Source organism: Chitinophaga pendula (genome assembly GCF_020386615.1).
Lineage (GTDB): Bacteria > Bacteroidota > Bacteroidia > Chitinophagales > Chitinophagaceae > Chitinophaga > Chitinophaga pendula.
Genome location: NZ_CP077769.1, coordinates 4,381,905 through 4,398,239, shown reverse-complemented (window position 1 = coordinate 4,398,239; position 16,335 = coordinate 4,381,905). Strand labels below are relative to the sequence as shown.

Annotated in this window: 14 protein-coding genes; 10 read left to right on the top strand and 4 right to left on the bottom strand. The window is 45.0% G+C overall.

The annotated features are described in order from the left end of the window. Positions 1–20 precede the first annotated feature (20 nt). Positions 21–809: an alpha/beta fold hydrolase gene (locus KTO58_RS15590; RefSeq protein WP_095838478.1), complete on the top strand. Its 789-nt coding sequence runs from the start codon at positions 21–23 to the stop codon at positions 807–809. Between the two features lie 133 nt (positions 810–942). Further along, positions 943–1,449 carry a hypothetical protein gene (locus KTO58_RS15585; protein WP_225859775.1) on the top strand — a complete coding sequence of 169 codons (507 nt, stop codon included), beginning with the start codon at positions 943–945 and terminating at the stop codon, positions 1,447–1,449. A 41-nt stretch (positions 1,450–1,490) separates the two neighbouring features. Here KTO58_RS15585 and KTO58_RS15580 read toward each other — a convergent pair whose 3' ends face one another. Together KTO58_RS15580 and KTO58_RS15575 are read right to left on the bottom strand one after the other, a co-directional pair. Continuing rightward, the gene (locus tag KTO58_RS15580; protein WP_157752920.1) at positions 1,491–2,210 is read right to left on the bottom strand and encodes a LytR/AlgR family response regulator transcription factor; all 720 of its coding nucleotides are present in this window, start codon (positions 2,208–2,210) and stop codon (positions 1,491–1,493) included. A gap of 5 nt (positions 2,211–2,215) precedes the next feature. Then, complete coding sequence (locus KTO58_RS15575; protein WP_157752921.1) at positions 2,216–2,920, bottom strand: sensor histidine kinase; 705 nt, start codon at positions 2,918–2,920, stop codon at positions 2,216–2,218. A 618-nt stretch (positions 2,921–3,538) separates the two neighbouring features. Here KTO58_RS15575 and KTO58_RS15570 point away from each other — a divergent pair. The 4 genes from KTO58_RS15570 (at position 3,539) to KTO58_RS15555 (ending at position 9,028) form a co-directional block, all read left to right on the top strand. After that, positions 3,539–4,456, top strand: a complete 918-nt coding sequence (locus tag KTO58_RS15570) for a hypothetical protein (protein WP_095838482.1) — start codon at positions 3,539–3,541, stop codon at positions 4,454–4,456. A 505-nt stretch (positions 4,457–4,961) separates the two neighbouring features. Next, the gene (locus KTO58_RS15565; protein ID WP_095838483.1) at positions 4,962–5,216 is read left to right on the top strand and encodes a mersacidin/lichenicidin family type 2 lantibiotic; all 255 of its coding nucleotides are present in this window, start codon (positions 4,962–4,964) and stop codon (positions 5,214–5,216) included. 80 nt (positions 5,217–5,296) lie between these two features. Next, a complete protein-coding gene (locus KTO58_RS15560; RefSeq protein WP_095838484.1) occupies positions 5,297–8,539 on the top strand; it encodes a type 2 lanthipeptide synthetase LanM family protein in 3,243 nt (1,080 codons plus the stop codon). A 15-nt stretch (positions 8,540–8,554) separates the two neighbouring features. Beyond that, the gene (locus KTO58_RS15555) at positions 8,555–9,028 is read left to right on the top strand and encodes a cysteine peptidase family C39 domain-containing protein (RefSeq protein ID WP_095838485.1); all 474 of its coding nucleotides are present in this window, start codon (positions 8,555–8,557) and stop codon (positions 9,026–9,028) included. On the opposite strand, the gene KTO58_RS15550 is transcribed toward KTO58_RS15555, so the two are convergent. Together KTO58_RS15550 and KTO58_RS15545 are read right to left on the bottom strand one after the other, a co-directional pair. Next, the gene (locus KTO58_RS15550; RefSeq protein WP_095838486.1) at positions 9,025–9,798 is read right to left on the bottom strand and encodes a LytR/AlgR family response regulator transcription factor; all 774 of its coding nucleotides are present in this window, start codon (positions 9,796–9,798) and stop codon (positions 9,025–9,027) included. The two genes, KTO58_RS15555 and KTO58_RS15550, sit on opposite strands and share 4 nt — an antisense overlap. Further along, positions 9,749–10,579 carry a sensor histidine kinase gene (locus KTO58_RS15545; protein ID WP_157752922.1) on the bottom strand — a complete coding sequence of 277 codons (831 nt, stop codon included), beginning with the start codon at positions 10,577–10,579 and terminating at the stop codon, positions 9,749–9,751. Before KTO58_RS15545 ends, KTO58_RS15550 begins: the two co-directional genes overlap by 50 nt. A gap of 796 nt (positions 10,580–11,375) precedes the next feature. Between KTO58_RS15545 and KTO58_RS15540 the strand changes: the two genes are divergently transcribed. From KTO58_RS15540 to KTO58_RS15525, 4 genes are all read left to right on the top strand, one after another. Beyond that, positions 11,376–11,765 (top strand): hypothetical protein, encoded by a 390-nt coding sequence (locus KTO58_RS15540; RefSeq protein ID WP_225859774.1) that lies wholly within the window; start codon positions 11,376–11,378, stop codon positions 11,763–11,765. Then, on the top strand, positions 11,737–13,080 hold the full coding sequence (locus KTO58_RS15535; RefSeq protein ID WP_198315226.1) for an aspartate kinase: 1,344 nt from the start codon (positions 11,737–11,739) through the stop codon (positions 13,078–13,080). Before KTO58_RS15540 ends, KTO58_RS15535 begins: the two co-directional genes overlap by 29 nt. Positions 13,081–13,262: 182 nt before the next feature. Beyond that, positions 13,263–15,446, top strand: coding sequence for a biosynthetic peptidoglycan transglycosylase (locus KTO58_RS15530; protein WP_095838490.1), 2,184 nt, complete (start codon positions 13,263–13,265; stop codon positions 15,444–15,446). Continuing rightward, positions 15,424–16,317, top strand: a complete 894-nt coding sequence (locus KTO58_RS15525; protein WP_095838491.1) for a polysaccharide deacetylase family protein — start codon at positions 15,424–15,426, stop codon at positions 16,315–16,317. Before KTO58_RS15530 ends, KTO58_RS15525 begins: the two co-directional genes overlap by 23 nt. Positions 16,318–16,335 lie beyond the last annotated feature (18 nt).

Here is a 16,335-nt window from a genome sequence, read left to right as displayed (position 1 = left end):
CACCAGCTAATACTAAAGAAATGAAAAACTTTTCCCTGATAAACAAGATCAAATCCCTGGCCGCCGCCGCCATATTATTCGGCACGTTCGGTAATGTATCCAACGTAGCCGCCCAGTCTGCAAAAGCAATTAAAAATGTAGTGCTCGTTCATGGCGCCTTCGTGGATGGTTCCGGTTACAAAGGCGTATTCGACATCCTCACCAAAAAAGGATATAACGTCACAGTAGTACAAAATCCGTTAAGCTCACTGGCCGACGACGTAGCAGCCACCCAGGCAGCTCTCGACAGACAAGATGGCCCGGCGATCCTGGTAGGCCACTCCTACGGCGGCTCCGTTATCACAGAAGCCGGCGAACATCCAAATGTTGCCGCCCTCGTATACCTGGCAGCCTTTCAGCCGGATCAAGGAGAATCAGCACTGGATTGGGCCAAAACAGAACCTTCCTCCCCTAAAGCAGGCATCCTGCCTCCGGACGAAAAAGGTATCCTGTACTATGATAAAGCAAAGTTCCATGACGGATTCGCCAGCGACCTGCCCAAAGACCTGACAGACTTCATGTACGCCTCCCAGGGCCGGTTCGCATTCGCTGCATTGGATGCTAAAATGACCAAAGCAGCCTGGAAGACCAAACCCGCCTACGGTATAGTAGCCACCCAGGATGAAGCCATATTGCCCTCCATCCAACGCAAAATGTATAAGAGAGGAAATGATAAAATCACAGAGATAAAAGGCAGCCACGCTGTATTTATCTCCCATCCGAAAGAAGTAGCAGATGTCATCATCAGAGCTGCTCAGGAAGTAAAATAAAATGAATACTAATGATAAAAAGAGCCGTTCCCGGACATCGGAACGGCTCTTTTTATATCGATAATAATCGAATGACCAGAAATATTAAGATTTCGTTAGCAATATTAACAAAAAGGGTGATTAACTTCATACTATGAAACGCGCCGTCCTATTCATTGCAATTTTGATATCCGTAATGTCTGTAAAAGCACAGTTTGCTGCTCCGTATAACACATTGTCAGGATATAAAAGCATGAACCAGCCAACCGATACTGGCGGACTTCAGAAAAAATGGTCCTTCAGCAGGTACTCCGCCGTTAATGCCGGCTTTATAGCATTCAAAGGCGGAGGCGCCAGCTTCCTGTCAGTACCCTTAGGCTTGCAGGTAAGCCGCCAGCTGCATAATAACGTATATGCATTCGGAGGCGTCTCCCTTACACCATCACTCATACAAGGCTCCGGCCCTGCATTTTATCAGCCTGGATTCGACATGACCTACAACCCGATGCAGCCGAATCGGAACTTTAGCATAAACCCCGCCGCACAAATAGGCGTCATGTATATCAGCAACGATAAGACCTTTTCGGTTTCTGGTAGTATAAATGTTAGCAGAAGTACTTACAACGGCTATTCCCCACTCTATGCACCCACTGCTTTCTAAATACACGCTTCAAATACACGCGTCGAAAATTATTAGCCGCACTATTTCGACAACAATCGGCTATTCACCACCCGCATCAGCAGGTCACGCTGACTTCTACTTACCGGCAACGCATAAGGCCCTATCTGTACCATATTACTATCTACCGTATGCACCTGCCGTAAATTGATAATATAAGATTTATGTATCCGCAGAAAGGTGTCAGATGGTAACTGCTGCTCGACACTCTTAAAAGTCAGATAAGCAACAATTTTAGTACGTATCGTCTGTATCACCACATAGTTCTGCATACCCTCCACATACAAAATATCTGATAACATCACCTGCTCATATACCTGCTTGTGCTTTACAAAAATATGATCAGCAATAGCATTCGTTTGGACCAACGGTGCCGGCCTGCGCAAGCTGAAGTACGACAGCGCCTTCTGGACCGACTTGGCAAAACGATCAGGAGAAACAGGTTTTAAAAGATAATCCAATACATCCAGCCGAAAACCCTCCAGCGCATAATCCGGATAAGCAGTGACCAATATCGTAACCGGTGGCGTAGTAAGCGTCTCCAGGAGATGCAAACCACTCATCCTCGGCATATTGATGTCCAAGAACATAAGGTCGACCGGCGCCGTTTCTAATATCTCCCTGGCCGCCATAGCACTGTTGCACGACGCCATTAGCGTCAGATATTCACTTGCCTGTATATAGTTTTCTAACCCCTCTCTGGCCAACGCTTCATCATCTGCAACTAAACATCTAATTTCCATCTTGTTCAATTATGCTGTTTTGGATATTGTGGACTGATATCAATTTCAAGGAACACGGCAAAACGCTCCGCCGTTTCTTTAATCTGTAGTAAATGCCGGCCCGGATAGAGCAACGATAATCGCTTCTTCACATTGGCCAATCCTATCCCTTTCCCCCGGTGTAGCGGGTCAGGAATAGCCGGTAAGGACTCCCGGCTGTTATCTACAGTCAGGAACAATTGATGCCCCTCCACATAAAGTGATACGCGTATAAAACCAGCCGTTCCCTCCCCGCAAGACACATGTTTAAAAGCATTTTCAATAAATGGCGTTAGTATCAATGGAGAAATGTAACCGGAAGGTAAGGCATCTCCCCAATAACAGTCCACTTTTAACACATCCCCCCTTCGTTTTCGCTCCACACTTACATAATGCTGCAAATAGTTGATTTCCTGTTGTATAGATATAAAAGGCTGCGAACAGTCATATAGCTGGAACCGAAGCATATCGGAAAACTCCAGTACCATGTCCGCCGCCTGCCGCGCATCCCGCTGGATCAACACGTGTATCCCGTTCATCATATTGAAAACAAAATGAGGATTGAGCTGCCCACGCAACAAGGTAAGCTCCGCCTCCAGGTGCGCAGTACGCAACTGCTCATGCGCTATAACAGTAGTCGCATACTCCTGGTAAAAACGAAACCCGCAAACAGTGCCACTGGTAAAAAGCACACTAATGAAATAACCCGGTACCAGGGATATAAAACTGCAACTACGGGGTGTAATCAGCAAATCCTGATACGAACTACATAACAATGGCAGACAGAAATACACAATAACACAGCTTACCAACAAACAAAGCAACACCGCTAATACAATAAATAACAACAAGCGCTGTAGCCGTATCAACCTCGGTAACAATATATAACTGAGAAAACTAGCACACAAACACGAAAATACAGAGCCCGTAAGCGCCAGCGTCAACGCCCTGGAATATGAGATCCCCTGCATGTGAACCTGGAAACTGGTAAAACAAGTGTCTAACGTCCAAACAATAAGTATGATCAGCCAGCTGCGGTTAAGAAGAGATTGTCCAGGCATCAGAACAGATTTACTGCAAAAAAGTAAATAAAACGCAAATCATCGGTGATAGCATACATCATTTTATCGTTATTTCTGACAGATAGTAACGCATTCCTGCACATTAGTCAACAAATGCCGTCAACTGATCAAAATCAAAATCCCCAAGTAACTAATTACGTTTTCTTTGTGTGCATAAACCGCCGGTAACACCTATAAGCCGGTATTGAAAAACCAATTCTCTGACTTAAATACCTAAACCGAAACTTTATGAAACATCGGGTAACCAGTTCCCAACGTCATCGCATCCTATTGCATATCGCGATAGTAGCCACTTTACTAACAACAGGTACCGCCTGCGAAAAGTCAATTTCCCCTGTAGAGGCACCCGCCGGGATCGGTGCCGATCCCATCGAAGTAACCCCGGAAGGAGTAGCTGCCGGCCTGCTTACACGTATCAACATCGGCAACAATGGCATAGTACAACAAATAAGCTATAATAGCCGCCAGCAACCACTTGTAATGACCCGCTATGCCGGTAACCTCCTTACAGAAAAAGATTCGGTGATCTATAACACAACCGGCAAACTGCAAAAAATAATACACTATACACCTGATTTTTTTAAAAAAGGGAAATTCACCGTTTCAGGAAATACAACCTTTGAATGGAATAACAATAATAAAATTGTAAAGAAATTATTCAACGATCAGGAAAGCAGCACACAGGAAGATACCCGCTATACGTATGATGCAACGGGTAAAGTACACACGATCAGCACCACCACGGCAAGCAAATATGATAACCTGAAAGTACTGACTACCCTGTATTACGAACAAACAAATGTGGTCCGCATCACCCGCTCCGGCAACGGACAGGCTATCTCTGAATTAACCGTAATTGCCGTTGATGGACAACAATCCTATGTCACCGGCTCTTTACTGCCCTACCTGCTGGATATCGTGGAAAATGAAGCATTCAGCGAACAGAATGCATCGGAAACAAAAAACATACAATATGTCAACTTCAATAACAAAAGAGATACTATTGTGACCATAACAAAGAACAGTTTCCAGTATAATACACAAAAACGCCCCGTAAAAAATACTTTCACCAGCACCATTTATAGTCCCGGCAATCCAAAACCGGTTACTTCCGCTGCTACCATTGACTACACCTATGGTAAATAATAAGGTCAGAAGCTACCGTTACCGTGAAGTTTAAGAAAAAGAAATAACGACAATACTAATACAACATAACAAAAAGGACAAGTAACTACTTGTCCTTTTTTACATACGACCTACAGACCGTTCAGCATAATGAAAAAGTAGAATCGGAAGAAAACAGACTACTGAATGCGGTTTACCGCATTGTCTATCTTCATTATATGTAATAACGGTTACGGATAAAGGTTAGTGCCCCGCGCCTTTATCCATAAATAGCCATTTTCCGGGATTCTTTTGCTGGGCAGAAATACCCAACTTTATATAAATGTCAACCGAGCAACAAAAAACCGCTATATAATTATCAGATCTCTTTACCGGTAAAACACAACATACACCCCAGCTATTGGCCATACGCTGGTGGCCATGTTGTATGGCGGCATCAGGCCCGCTTAATAACCCTGACGTTCAACCCAGGTATAATAACGTTAAACTTTTACTGTCACTCTTATCCACAAATTTTTAACTCACCATGAAAATCACACAAGTTGATGTCGTTCGTGCATGGAAAGATGCATCCTATCGTAACCAATTATCCGCTGAGCAACTGGCAACCCTTCCCGCTAATCCTATCGAAGATGCTCGCGAAGGACTGGATGCCATGCTGATGGGCGCCGGCACAAAATCACAGGCACAACAAGCTAACTCAAGTGGCTTGATCTGTACCTGGAGCGGTGAATGTATGGGCGGCCAAAGCTGTAACCCATTCGTAAATATCTTTAACTAATAGTAACCTGCCACATACAGGCTGATCAGCAATGGTCAGCCTGTAGCTACAGCCCTACCCATCTCTACAATAACGACCTCATGATGACAGTGGATACAGAGCTAAGCCCCGCCTTGCTGCTAAACGGCCTGTACCTGTATGAACGTATACAGTTGGTAACCAGTAACGCTGCATTGAGAAATGCCCTGGTCACCCTAAGCAGCAGCCCGGCCGCAATACAAGCTTATCAACGTTTGATTACCCAGCCGCCATACAATGAACCGGTATACCTCGATGAATGGCTAACCTCCCGGCAAATCAGCAGAGACGAGCTGGCAGCCGTCTGTACAGAAGAATTTCCCGCCTTGGTAAGCCAACTGGATATCCCGCTGCCGGATTGGACCTCCAGCATTATTCGCCTGTATAACACCTATGATCAAAGTAACAGTAGCTTTGCAACACTGATAACCGGACAGATACCATTGGCTGGCTTCTTTAATGTGGCTGATCCTATTATTATCCCCTATGTCACAAAACTGACCAACGCCCTCCGGCAATATACCGCACATCAAAAAAAAGGTCCCTTCGAACTGGAACGTATAATACCCCAACTACTAAACGAAATAGCTGTCTCCGTATTCGAAATGGTAGACCGCACCCTCGTACTGGAACTAAATGTCGCCCGGGTCAAAAACGAGCTGCAGGGAAATACACCCGGAGAAAGATTCGAAAGTTTTATACACCTGCTATCCACACCGGAAAAAAGGAACACCCTTGTAGCAGAATACCCCGTACTCTTTCGCTGCATCTATGAATACATGCAACGATGGGAATTAAATTGTTTTACCTTACTACAGCGGCTAAACGACGACTGGCAGGATATCAGACAACATTTTGATATAGCCGGCGACGACAAGATCACCGGCCTCCGGATGAACGCCGGAGATCGACATAATGGCGGACAAACAGTAGTAATTTATACATTCACTTCTGGCAAACGGCTGGTTTACAAACCACGCAGCCTATCCCTCGATGGACACTTTCAACAACTCCTGCAATGGTTTAATAGCAAACAACTCCAACCCGCTTTCAAATTGTTGAAAGTACTCGATAAACAACAATATGGATGGATGGAATTCATCTCTTACCATCCCTGCCGCACAACCACAGACGTACAGGAATTTTACACCAGGATAGGATACCTGCTGGCAGTCCTATACGCCATCAATGCCACTGATTTTCACTACGAGAACATCATCGCAAATGGCCCGCACCCCATGCTGATAGACCTCGAGAGCCTGTTCCATCCTGATCCGCTGCCTGTGGAAGATACACTCGATGGCAATGTCACCGGCAAAATAAGACAGTCCGTACTTAACATACACCTGCTGCCCTTTAAAATGTATGTGGAAGAGGGCGTCATCGATATGAGCGGTATCACTAACATAGATGGAAGAGAAATACCCAAACCAGTACCTACCTGGGAAAATACCGCTACTGATCACATGAGAAGTGGGAAACGACAGGCCCAGTTCAAGGCGGGTACAAATATTCCCCGCTTCAATGAACAACTGGTGCAACCGCTCGAGTATGCTGACATCATCAACAATGCCTTCAGACATTGTTATCAACTCATAAAAGAACACCGCGACGAATTGTTGAATACAACTTCCCTGCTACCTACATGTTTTGATACCCATGTCAGGATCTTATTACGCCCTACCGCTGCCTATTCTCAACTACTGAAAACAGCTTTCCATCCGGACCACCTTCGGAACGCACTGGAACAGGACGCCCTATTTAACTTGTTATGGCAATCCGAACCGCGTACCAATGCCTATCGACATATCGTTCCGGCAGAAATTACAGCCTTACAAAATAGGGATGTACCCTTTTTTAATGCCATCCCTTCGGAAAAAAATATATACAGCGCCAACAAATTAACGACCACCTCCTTTTTCTCAAATTCCGGACAACAAGAAGTGACCGACAAACTCCGGCAACTATCAACCACTGATATGGAGCAGCAATGTTGGTTTATAAGGGCTGCCCTGGCTTCTTCTACCGCCAGGCATGCAGATACGATCCAGTATGCATATAAGAAACGGTATCATATTATACCTGCCGTCGGAAGTCCGGACAAAAATGCTTTGATCAACGCCGCCTGCGCAATAGGAGAAAGATTAGCCGAACTGGCCATCACACAAGACGACAACGCACAGTGGGTAAGCCTGATCGCCGTAGATAATGATAATTTTGATGTAAAACCCCTGCAAACAGACCTCTATAGCGGCCTGCCAGGCGTAGCCCTCTTCCTGGGAGCATTATATCACGAAACAAAGCAGGCAGCGTTTAAAGAATTGGCAGATCGTTGCGTCAATAAGATGTTACAAATATCCGATCATCTCTTGCAGGCAAGCTTTACACAAAATATGGGCGCATTCGACGGGTGCGCCGGCATAGCCTATAGCTGCTACCATCTCAGCTATTTTATGCAACAACCTTCCCTGCAGGAACATGCCATGAAATGTGCCCGCTTTATAGTAGATCATTGTGAAGAGATAATAGATCATGATATCATCAGCGGCGCCGCAGGTATCATATGTGCACTTAAAATATTGTATCTGCAACAGCAAGAGGAAAGCCTGTTAGCAACTATGACCAAATTGGGAGATAAGATAATAGCCGATGCAGAACAACTGGAGCAGGGGATAGGCTGGAGGAATAATATTACCGGTAATGTCCTGGGAGGCCTGGGGCATGGTGCCGCTGGTATAGCGTTGGCACTGTCGGAACTATATGGATTGACAGGTATGGAAAAATACAAACATCATGCAATAGCAGCATTGGAATTCGAAAACAGCCTTTTCATGCCGTCAATAGGTAACTGGATGGACAAACGGCAGGTACGTAACCAGGAACTTTCTCACCAGGAACACTATCATATGATCGCCTGGTGCCATGGCGCAGCTGGCATAGGCCTGAGCCGCATAAAAATACATCGCCATCTTCCACTGGAGTCCATTACCAAAGATATCCGGGTCGCCATCGCTACTACCCGTGAAAGCGGATTAGGTACCAACCAATCTATCTGCCATGGAGATATGGGAAACCTGGAACTACTCCTATCTGCTGCCCTACACTTCGACGACCAGGTACTGCTAACAGATACCTACAGGATGGTAACCACCTTGTTACAACAAACCGGAAGAGATGGATACACCTGCGGTGTCGCATTGGGCGTGGAGAACCCCGGATTTATGTTGGGATTATCAGGAATAGGATATCAGCTCCTGCGATTCGCGCGCCCGGACATATACAAAGCAGTTGCCTTGCTGGACTAAAAAATACCGGAAACAATGTATTGGACAGCATTAAAACAACGGTATCTTTTCCCTTTTTACAAACAGCTGCATAACAAGGATTGTGGCCCTGCCTGCATCCGCATGATCGCCAGGTATTATGGCCGCAAATTCCACCCTGATTATCTCAACGGGATTTCACAGCTCACCGAACAAGGTGCCAGCCTGCATAATATCGATAAAGCAGCCCAACAACTGGGATTTCTTACCATCAGTGGCGCTACCACCATCCGGCAACTTACAGATACTATACCCCTGCCTTGTATCTTACATTGGACAGCATCCCATTTTGTGGTCTTATATAAGATAAATGCAAAAAAAGGGAAATACTATCTGGCAGACCCCGCTCGTGGTAAACATATAGTTGATAACAACACCCTCAGGCAAAACTGGCTGTATGACGAAGAGAAAGGATATCTGCTGCTATTGTCCCCTTCAGAAAAATTCTATACGCACATCGCGAATACCTAGAATAATAGCAACTGTTGCTTGATGATCTCCGAATAAGAATAAGCACTTTTGATCCGCGTCTGATGCACATCGGCCATGATCAAAAGATAAGTGCCCTTCAGATACTTATGTATCTCCTGGATTTTTAGCTTATTGATGATAAAACTCCGGTGTATACGAAGGAAGCCCGCAGGAAGGCGCTCCTGTAGGTAAGTAAGTGTAAAGTCAGTCAGGTAAGACTCGCTTTTAGTATGTATATAGCAATATTTTTCACGTGCCTCTAAAAAGTGAATATCACCCACCTGTACAAGCATGGTCTTATTCCCCGTCTTCACAGGGATAGTACTGATAGTCTCGCTGCTCGGCTGGTTAGTCAGTAACGTCTTTATCTTCGACAACACATCAACGTTATCTGCGTAATGTGCAATAATACGTTTGATGGTCACCGCAAGGCGCTCCGGTACCACTGGCTTGAGGAGATAGTCCAGCGAATTTATCTCAAACGCTTTTATCGCATAAGCATCGTAAGCAGTAACAAAAACCACCAATGGCATATATTCCAACGCTGAAAGCAAATCGAATCCATTAATACCTGGCAGCTGTATATCCAGAAATACCAATGCCGGCTTATGCCGGTTAATGAAGGTAATAGCTTGTCTTCCATCAGTAGCCGCTCCGGTAATATGTATTTCCGGATGCACCTGCAAGAGCTTTTTTAATCTGCTGATGGCAACCTCTTCATCATCTACAAGCAAGGTTGTCAGGCTGCCGGGGAATGGTAATTCGGACATGTTTTTCAGGAGTATTGCTGAATACAATTTGATAGTTAGTATCGTAAAGGAACTTTAATTTGTTCATCACCAGTTGCAGGCCGACTCCACCCCCTGGTAAATCAGGAAATGGAGGACCTGAGTCTGCTACAGTAAAAGTAAGATTAGTATCGTCAGATTGAATGTCTACGTGTACAAATCCATCTCCCGCATTTGCTTCTATACCATGTTTGACCGCATTCTCTACTATAGGCTGTAATATAAAAGAGGGCATAAGAATAAATCTTGTGATCGCAGCCACATGGATGTTAGAAGTCATCCTGCTGCCAAACCGTAACTGCTGCATTTCGAGATAAGTATAAAGGATGTCCAGCTCTTCATGAACAGCATGAAAAACAACATTGTCTTTTGTTAAAGTAGACCGGAAGAATTTAGACAACAACAATACAAGAGACTCCGCCTTGGAAGGGGCTTCAGTAATAAGCCCCGCAATAGTATTATGTATGTTGTAAAGAAAATGTGAATTGATCTTTGCCCGCAATAACTCCAGCTCGAAAAGCGTCTGTTGCTGCTCCAGTTGCAATACACGATACTGTTGTACCAGCATCCTGGAGTTAAGCTGGCCCTTCCACTCCTCACTCATATAAATAGGAAGTCCGGTTACCAGAACGATCAATATATTCAAAAGATAAGTATCGCTGCCGTTCGCCCACCGGAAGGCAGGTGCTGAAGGAAGTAGCGATTGTACCAGGAAGATAATAATAGTGCCGGCTACTGCTGCAACTATCAGAGCTACAGTCATGATAATGGCCTTGCCTGGCTGGGAAGCTGTAACATGGATGAAATAATGCCGGTAGTATATACAGTACATCATTAATATACCTATCGTGACGCTCGATAAAAGCGATTTAAATATGCGGATCAAACGGTGATCAAATGCAATATACAAGTACGTACCAAAGGCAAGACCAATGAGTATACAGATCAGTAATGTTTTAATAAGTCTATGCATACTGATTCGTTAGTGGATCAGTATGCGCTTGTTTTGATGAAAACCTTTTACTACTGATCCTTGTAAATATATAAATTATATAAATAATGCGGGCTGCGGAGGGAAGTAACTGGCTGTATGGTTTGTAAGCTGATAATACAGGGCCGCTGAATGCTGATACCATCGCACTCTAAACACTTATCATTTTATAACTGCGCTCATATAAGATCGCCGCTCTAAGCATCCGGATCGGCATAATACCTTTAAATAGATCATACTATGGTCACGGTCATTAAGGCTGCCACCGTTGAATAATAACAAGTAAAGTAAGCACCAGGAGAAAGGTAGTACGGTCAAATATAATTACACCAAAAAGAGCAGTGCCGGTCACAATAATAGCCAACCTTGGCACATATGCCATTTGCTACCTTTACCGACCATGATAGCGGATAGCCCTGCAAATAATGCCAGCACGCCGGCGCCTACATGGATCGAAATATTGATGTCGGGTGTTATTATTATACAGTATGTATTATGATGACAAAAGAACAAATTCCTACTGGCGACAACAACGGAATTCCGACGAGTAAGGATATTCGCCGACGAAATGGCAGTGGGAGGGGGCGTCAAGATCGACAATGCGACCCGTGTGGAATGGGACCGGTTTGTAAAACAGGATGACAAACAATCCAGCAAGGGCATTGAATTCGGAATTTCCACCAACCCGCTCCGTGGCCTCAACATACTGCTTGCCGGTTGCCTCAATGAAGATAAATACCCCCAGGCCGCAACAGGGAAAGAGAAAACCGCTGCTAACGCACCCGCCGGTTTTGTAAATTACTGGAACCAGGTAACAGGTTGCAGATGCGAAAAGCCTGCAGGTATCTATAGCCCATATGCTTTTATTACACGAATAAATTATATAGCTTCGCTGCATGCTAACAGTGGAAAAAATTGGCGGCACCTCCATGAGTGCCCTGAAAGACGTAATAGATAATATCATTTATTATAACCGTACCGGCAATAACCTGTACAATCGCGTATTCATTGTTTCCGCCTTCTCCGGCGTCACCAACCTGTTACTGGAAAATAAAAAAACAAAGGCCCCCGGCGTCTATCACCAATTCGCCACCGGAAACGACTATCGCAGTGCACTTGAATCCGTTAGACTGCATCTCCGTCAGCTGAATGCCAACTACGGCCCGCTGGGACTGAACATCACCCATGCTGACGAAGTGACCGATAATATGATTAACCGGGTACTAATGTATCTCGATAGCGCAAACACCATGTTGGCTTCCGGATATCTCAACGAAGGCATCCTGCTGGCTGTACGCGAAATACTGGCCTCCATAGGAGAAAGCCATTCCGCCTTTATATTGGCAAATATCCTCCGCAACAAGGGGCTTAATGTAGCATTGGCAGACCTAAGTGGCCTGGGAGATGGACGCTCCTTCACAATTGATGAACGTATCAAAGAAGAATTCGCAAACATCGACCTTAAAAATTGTCTCTGTATTGCCACCGGTTATGTAAAAGGTACAGAAGGGATCATGAGAGAATTCGACCGGGGATACTCAGAAGTAACTTTCAGCAGGATCGCCGAGCTGCTGCGTCCCGAAGAAGCTATTATCCATAAAGAATATCACCTCTCAACCGCAGATCCGGGGCTGGTAGGCATAGAAAACGTTAAACCCGTTGGCTATACCAACTATGACATCGCTGACCAGCTGGCAGATGTCGGCATGGAAGCCATTCATCCTAAAGCAGCCAAACCACTCGAAATAGCACGTATCAACCTGCGCATTAAAAATACCTTCGAACCGGAACATCCGGGTACCCTGATCACCAAAAATTATATTTCCGAACATAAGAGAGTGGAAGTGATCACCGGTACAGACCAGCAACTGCTCATCGATATATACGATCCGTTAATGGTAGGTGCGGTAGGTAGCGATCTCGATATCATGCAGGTATTCGCCCGTTACGACATCAGCTACATCTTTAAAGCTACCAGTGCCAATAGCATCAGTATCGTCATCTGGGAAAATGACTTGAAACAACAATTGCTGAAAGACCTGAGAGAAAAGTATGAACAGGTCACCGTCGAACCCGTCGCTATGGTCTGCCTGCTGGGTTCTAACATGGATCAACCAGGATTGCTGGCAAAAGCTACCGCAGCCCTGGCAAATGCAGAAATTAACATCCTCAGCGCTGGAGTAGCATTAAGAAAAGTCAATTTCCAATTCCTCATCGCCCGGCAACATTTCAAAGACGCAATCATCGCACTCAATAAAGCAGTAGGACAATAACTCCATACCAGGCCGTGAAGAGCTCGCTATTGTTTCAAAAACTACCCCACAAAGGCCGCCTTTTTTAAGGAAAAAGATGTATATTACTTATACCCTAAATTCAAATTTTATAGGATACATAATCCAACTTTGAATGCAGATCTATGCCAATTTATTAACCCGCATATCGTTTATCCCGGATCATGATTGTATGTATCTTCCTATTACTTGTTACAGGCTTGCTTAAAAAAGTGAAGTGGATAGACCGCATACACGAAGCATTGAAAAGAAAATTACTACTCCGCTATCAGGTTACCTTGGACTACAGCACTTTTAAACTAATGGGTGTAAATGGTCTAAGCATGACAGCCGTAAACTATAGGGACGAACGCAGAGGATTATCACTCCTTGCAGAAGAATTGAAAATACGGATAAATATCAGCCGCCTGCGTTCATGCCGGAAAATTAGTCTACTCACCGTCACCAACGCAGTATTAAAAATTCAAGGCAGGAGTAGTGATACCACAGCAAATGCCCGGACCAATTACGATGCCATACTGAAGAACATCTATAAGAGCACCTTCAGGAAAGCCAGGCACCTGCATAAATACCTCCCCATAACACTGCACCTTACCAATGTGGATATTATGGCAGACCAATCAGGTAATAGGAGAATAAACATCTATACCTGTCTGCTGAAGAAAGATACCTGTATGCTTAAAATGAAAGTACTACAGGCAGGTAAGGAACATCAGTTGGAGTTACAGGGCCGCACTCATATAACAACAGCGGCAGCGGCCTTAAAGATGGAATTCGAAATAGACTCAAAATGGGTGATAAATGGCGCCTCATCGCCGGTTAGTATGGCAGATAAGGCGCTGCAGCTCAACATGGCTATCAGCTGGAAGACTGCTTATAGCTCCCACTGTTCACTAGGGGTAAAAGCCAATACCCTCGTATTGGAAAATATACCGGGCCTCGATAGCCGACCCGGCAGCCTGCAGCTGGACCTGGTGGGTAACATGGACCACACCGGCTTCTTCATACAGGATACAGCCACTATCCGCTTTAATGATCTCACCATCTCCGGTTTTCTGAAACACCTGTTTTCCGGCGATGGATCGCTTGAAACCAATATCAGGCTAAAGCCTTGTACCATGGAAGAACTATTGAGCGCATTGCCTGCATTTCAATATAAAGCCCTGTACTCAGCAACATATAAGGGTGAATTGGGTGCTGCCGCAACCCTGAAAATGAAACTTCAACCTCCTTTTCGCTTTGAATGGCAACTGCTTCCCGACAATAATATCACCGTCATCAATCCCGGTCAGCTCAACCTGGATCGCCTGAATAGTTCGTTTATACATACGGTATACGAGCAGGAGAGAGAACTGAAAGCACTAACGCTTGACTCCACCGGCGCTAACTTCCTGCCATTACACAAAATCCCTGTCCATCTGCGAAATGCTATTCTTATATCCGAAGACCGCAAATTTTATAAACATAAAGGCATCGATCTGGCCGCAATCGGCCAGGCTATCATGGTCAATCTGGTAACCCGGAGATTCACCAGGGGAGCCAGTACACTGAGTATGCAGCTGATACGCAACCTCTTCCTCCATAAGGATCGTACCGTCTACCGTAAAATAGAAGAACTACTCCTGACCTGGCTCATGGAAGATGTTTTCAAAGTAAGTAAGAACAGAATACTCGAACTCTATTTAAACATAATAGAATTCGGTCCGGGTATCCATGGCATTAAGGCAGCGGCAGATTTCTATTTTTCCAAATCCCCGGAATCACTCTCCTTAACAGAGTGCCTCACCTTATCGTATATAGTTCCCCGCCCTAAATTTTTTATAGAAGCACTAAAACAGGGCTCATGCATCCTCTACGAAAATTTGACAAAACACCTGGACAGTATTTCAGAAGAAATGTTCGAGAGCGGATTGCTTACCGTAGAAGAAAAAAACGATAGGCAACAGGAACTTACATTTGCAAACGGCCTGGGAAGCATTCCCCTGGATGATTACATGAAGAGACTACACCCCTCGCTGAGAACAATTTTTATGAACGCTGCCGAAGCATGGGACCTGCAATATGGAGAGCTGCCCAAACCTGGCATATCACGAACAGAACAGTCCCCTAGAACAAAAGAAGCCTCAGTATGCTATATTTTATTCCGGGACCGCTTTGGAATTAACCGGTCTGCAACATCACTCTTCGTAAAATTCGCCGGACTCATCGCAGCAGCAGACCTCACAGGAGAGATCAGCTGGGACGGAAACGCACCTGATAAACAGGATATAGCCTGCTTCAGAGTGAAAAATGTGCATTTGAATATTACCAATAAAGTAATTGTAAATGGAAGTGTATCTGACCTTTGACGACGGGATACAACCGGGAACAGAAGAGGTGCTGGCCATATTGAAAGAGATGGGCGTCAAAGCCACTTTTTTCCTGGTAGGTATGCAGGTATTTTATGCCTATAGACGGAATAGTACCGCATGTCTCCGGGTATTGAAAGAGATCTGCGAAGAGCATGCCATCGGTAATCACAGCTTCTCACATGCTAATTTCTTTTACGCAGATTATTACCGGGAAGATGGCCCCCGTTTGAACGACAGGGGAGAGCGAATGTCTATCAGGATGGATTTCGATAAGAATAGAAGCGTATTGAATCATTATCTAGGAATCATCTATAATAAAAATGGGGAGGAACGTAACGGGTTGCTGGCAAGAGGACAGAAGAAACAATTGGCCCGGCTTCCGGGTAGAAACTCCTGGTACCTACCGGCAGGCACAGTTACAAATACCGGTCAACCATATTTTCACTGCGAAGAAGGCACCCAACGTCCGGCAAAGACTTTATTCGAAGATGGATATCACCTGTATGGCTGGAATGCAGAATGGTGTATGAGCTTTGAATTCCACAAAGAGGCTGTGTCCAGAATAAAAGAAGCACAGCAGGAAGGACGCCTAAACTACCACGATAAAGATAGCATACACCCGGACTTCGATATGTACGACGCCCAACACCTGGAAAAAGATCGGCTGATAGAGGGTTGGGAAGATGTTGGACAGAGAGTACTGACGTTGGGAACACATAACAGCGTCGTACTGTTGATGCATGACAGGGCTTTCAGAAAAAGTGCCGCCCCTGACTTTACACGAGACGCCAGGCAGCTAAAGTCGTTGATCCTTTTTCTGAAAGAAAACAATGCTGTATTTAAAACCCTGGACCATTTCACCGGATAGTGACGTCACATACACTGC

What these genes read in the sequence shown, in the direction of transcription:
- KTO58_RS15565 (WP_095838483.1), top strand. Translation starts at nt 4,962, where the DNA reads ATGAAAATCACACAAGTTGATGTCGTTCGTGCATGGAAAGATGCATCC.
- KTO58_RS15540 (WP_225859774.1), top strand. Translation starts at nt 11,376, where the DNA reads ATGGCAGTGGGAGGGGGCGTCAAGATCGACAATGCGACCCGTGTGGAA.
- KTO58_RS15545 (WP_157752922.1), bottom strand. Translation starts at nt 10,579, where the DNA reads ATGACTGTAGCTCTGATAGTTGCAGCAGTAGCCGGCACTATTATTATC.
- KTO58_RS15525 (WP_095838491.1), top strand. Translation starts at nt 15,424, where the DNA reads ATGGAAGTGTATCTGACCTTTGACGACGGGATACAACCGGGAACAGAA.
- KTO58_RS15590 (WP_095838478.1), top strand. Translation starts at nt 21, where the DNA reads ATGAAAAACTTTTCCCTGATAAACAAGATCAAATCCCTGGCCGCCGCC.
- KTO58_RS15535 (WP_198315226.1), top strand. Translation starts at nt 11,737, where the DNA reads ATGAGTGCCCTGAAAGACGTAATAGATAATATCATTTATTATAACCGT.
- KTO58_RS15555 (WP_095838485.1), top strand. Translation starts at nt 8,555, where the DNA reads ATGTATTGGACAGCATTAAAACAACGGTATCTTTTCCCTTTTTACAAA.
- KTO58_RS15560 (WP_095838484.1), top strand. Translation starts at nt 5,297, where the DNA reads ATGATGACAGTGGATACAGAGCTAAGCCCCGCCTTGCTGCTAAACGGC.
- KTO58_RS15585 (WP_225859775.1), top strand. Translation starts at nt 943, where the DNA reads ATGAAACGCGCCGTCCTATTCATTGCAATTTTGATATCCGTAATGTCT.
- KTO58_RS15570 (WP_095838482.1), top strand. Translation starts at nt 3,539, where the DNA reads ATGAAACATCGGGTAACCAGTTCCCAACGTCATCGCATCCTATTGCAT.
- KTO58_RS15580 (WP_157752920.1), bottom strand. Translation starts at nt 2,210, where the DNA reads ATGGAAATTAGATGTTTAGTTGCAGATGATGAAGCGTTGGCCAGAGAG.
- KTO58_RS15530 (WP_095838490.1), top strand. Translation starts at nt 13,263, where the DNA reads ATGATTGTATGTATCTTCCTATTACTTGTTACAGGCTTGCTTAAAAAA.
- KTO58_RS15550 (WP_095838486.1), bottom strand. Translation starts at nt 9,798, where the DNA reads ATGTCCGAATTACCATTCCCCGGCAGCCTGACAACCTTGCTTGTAGAT.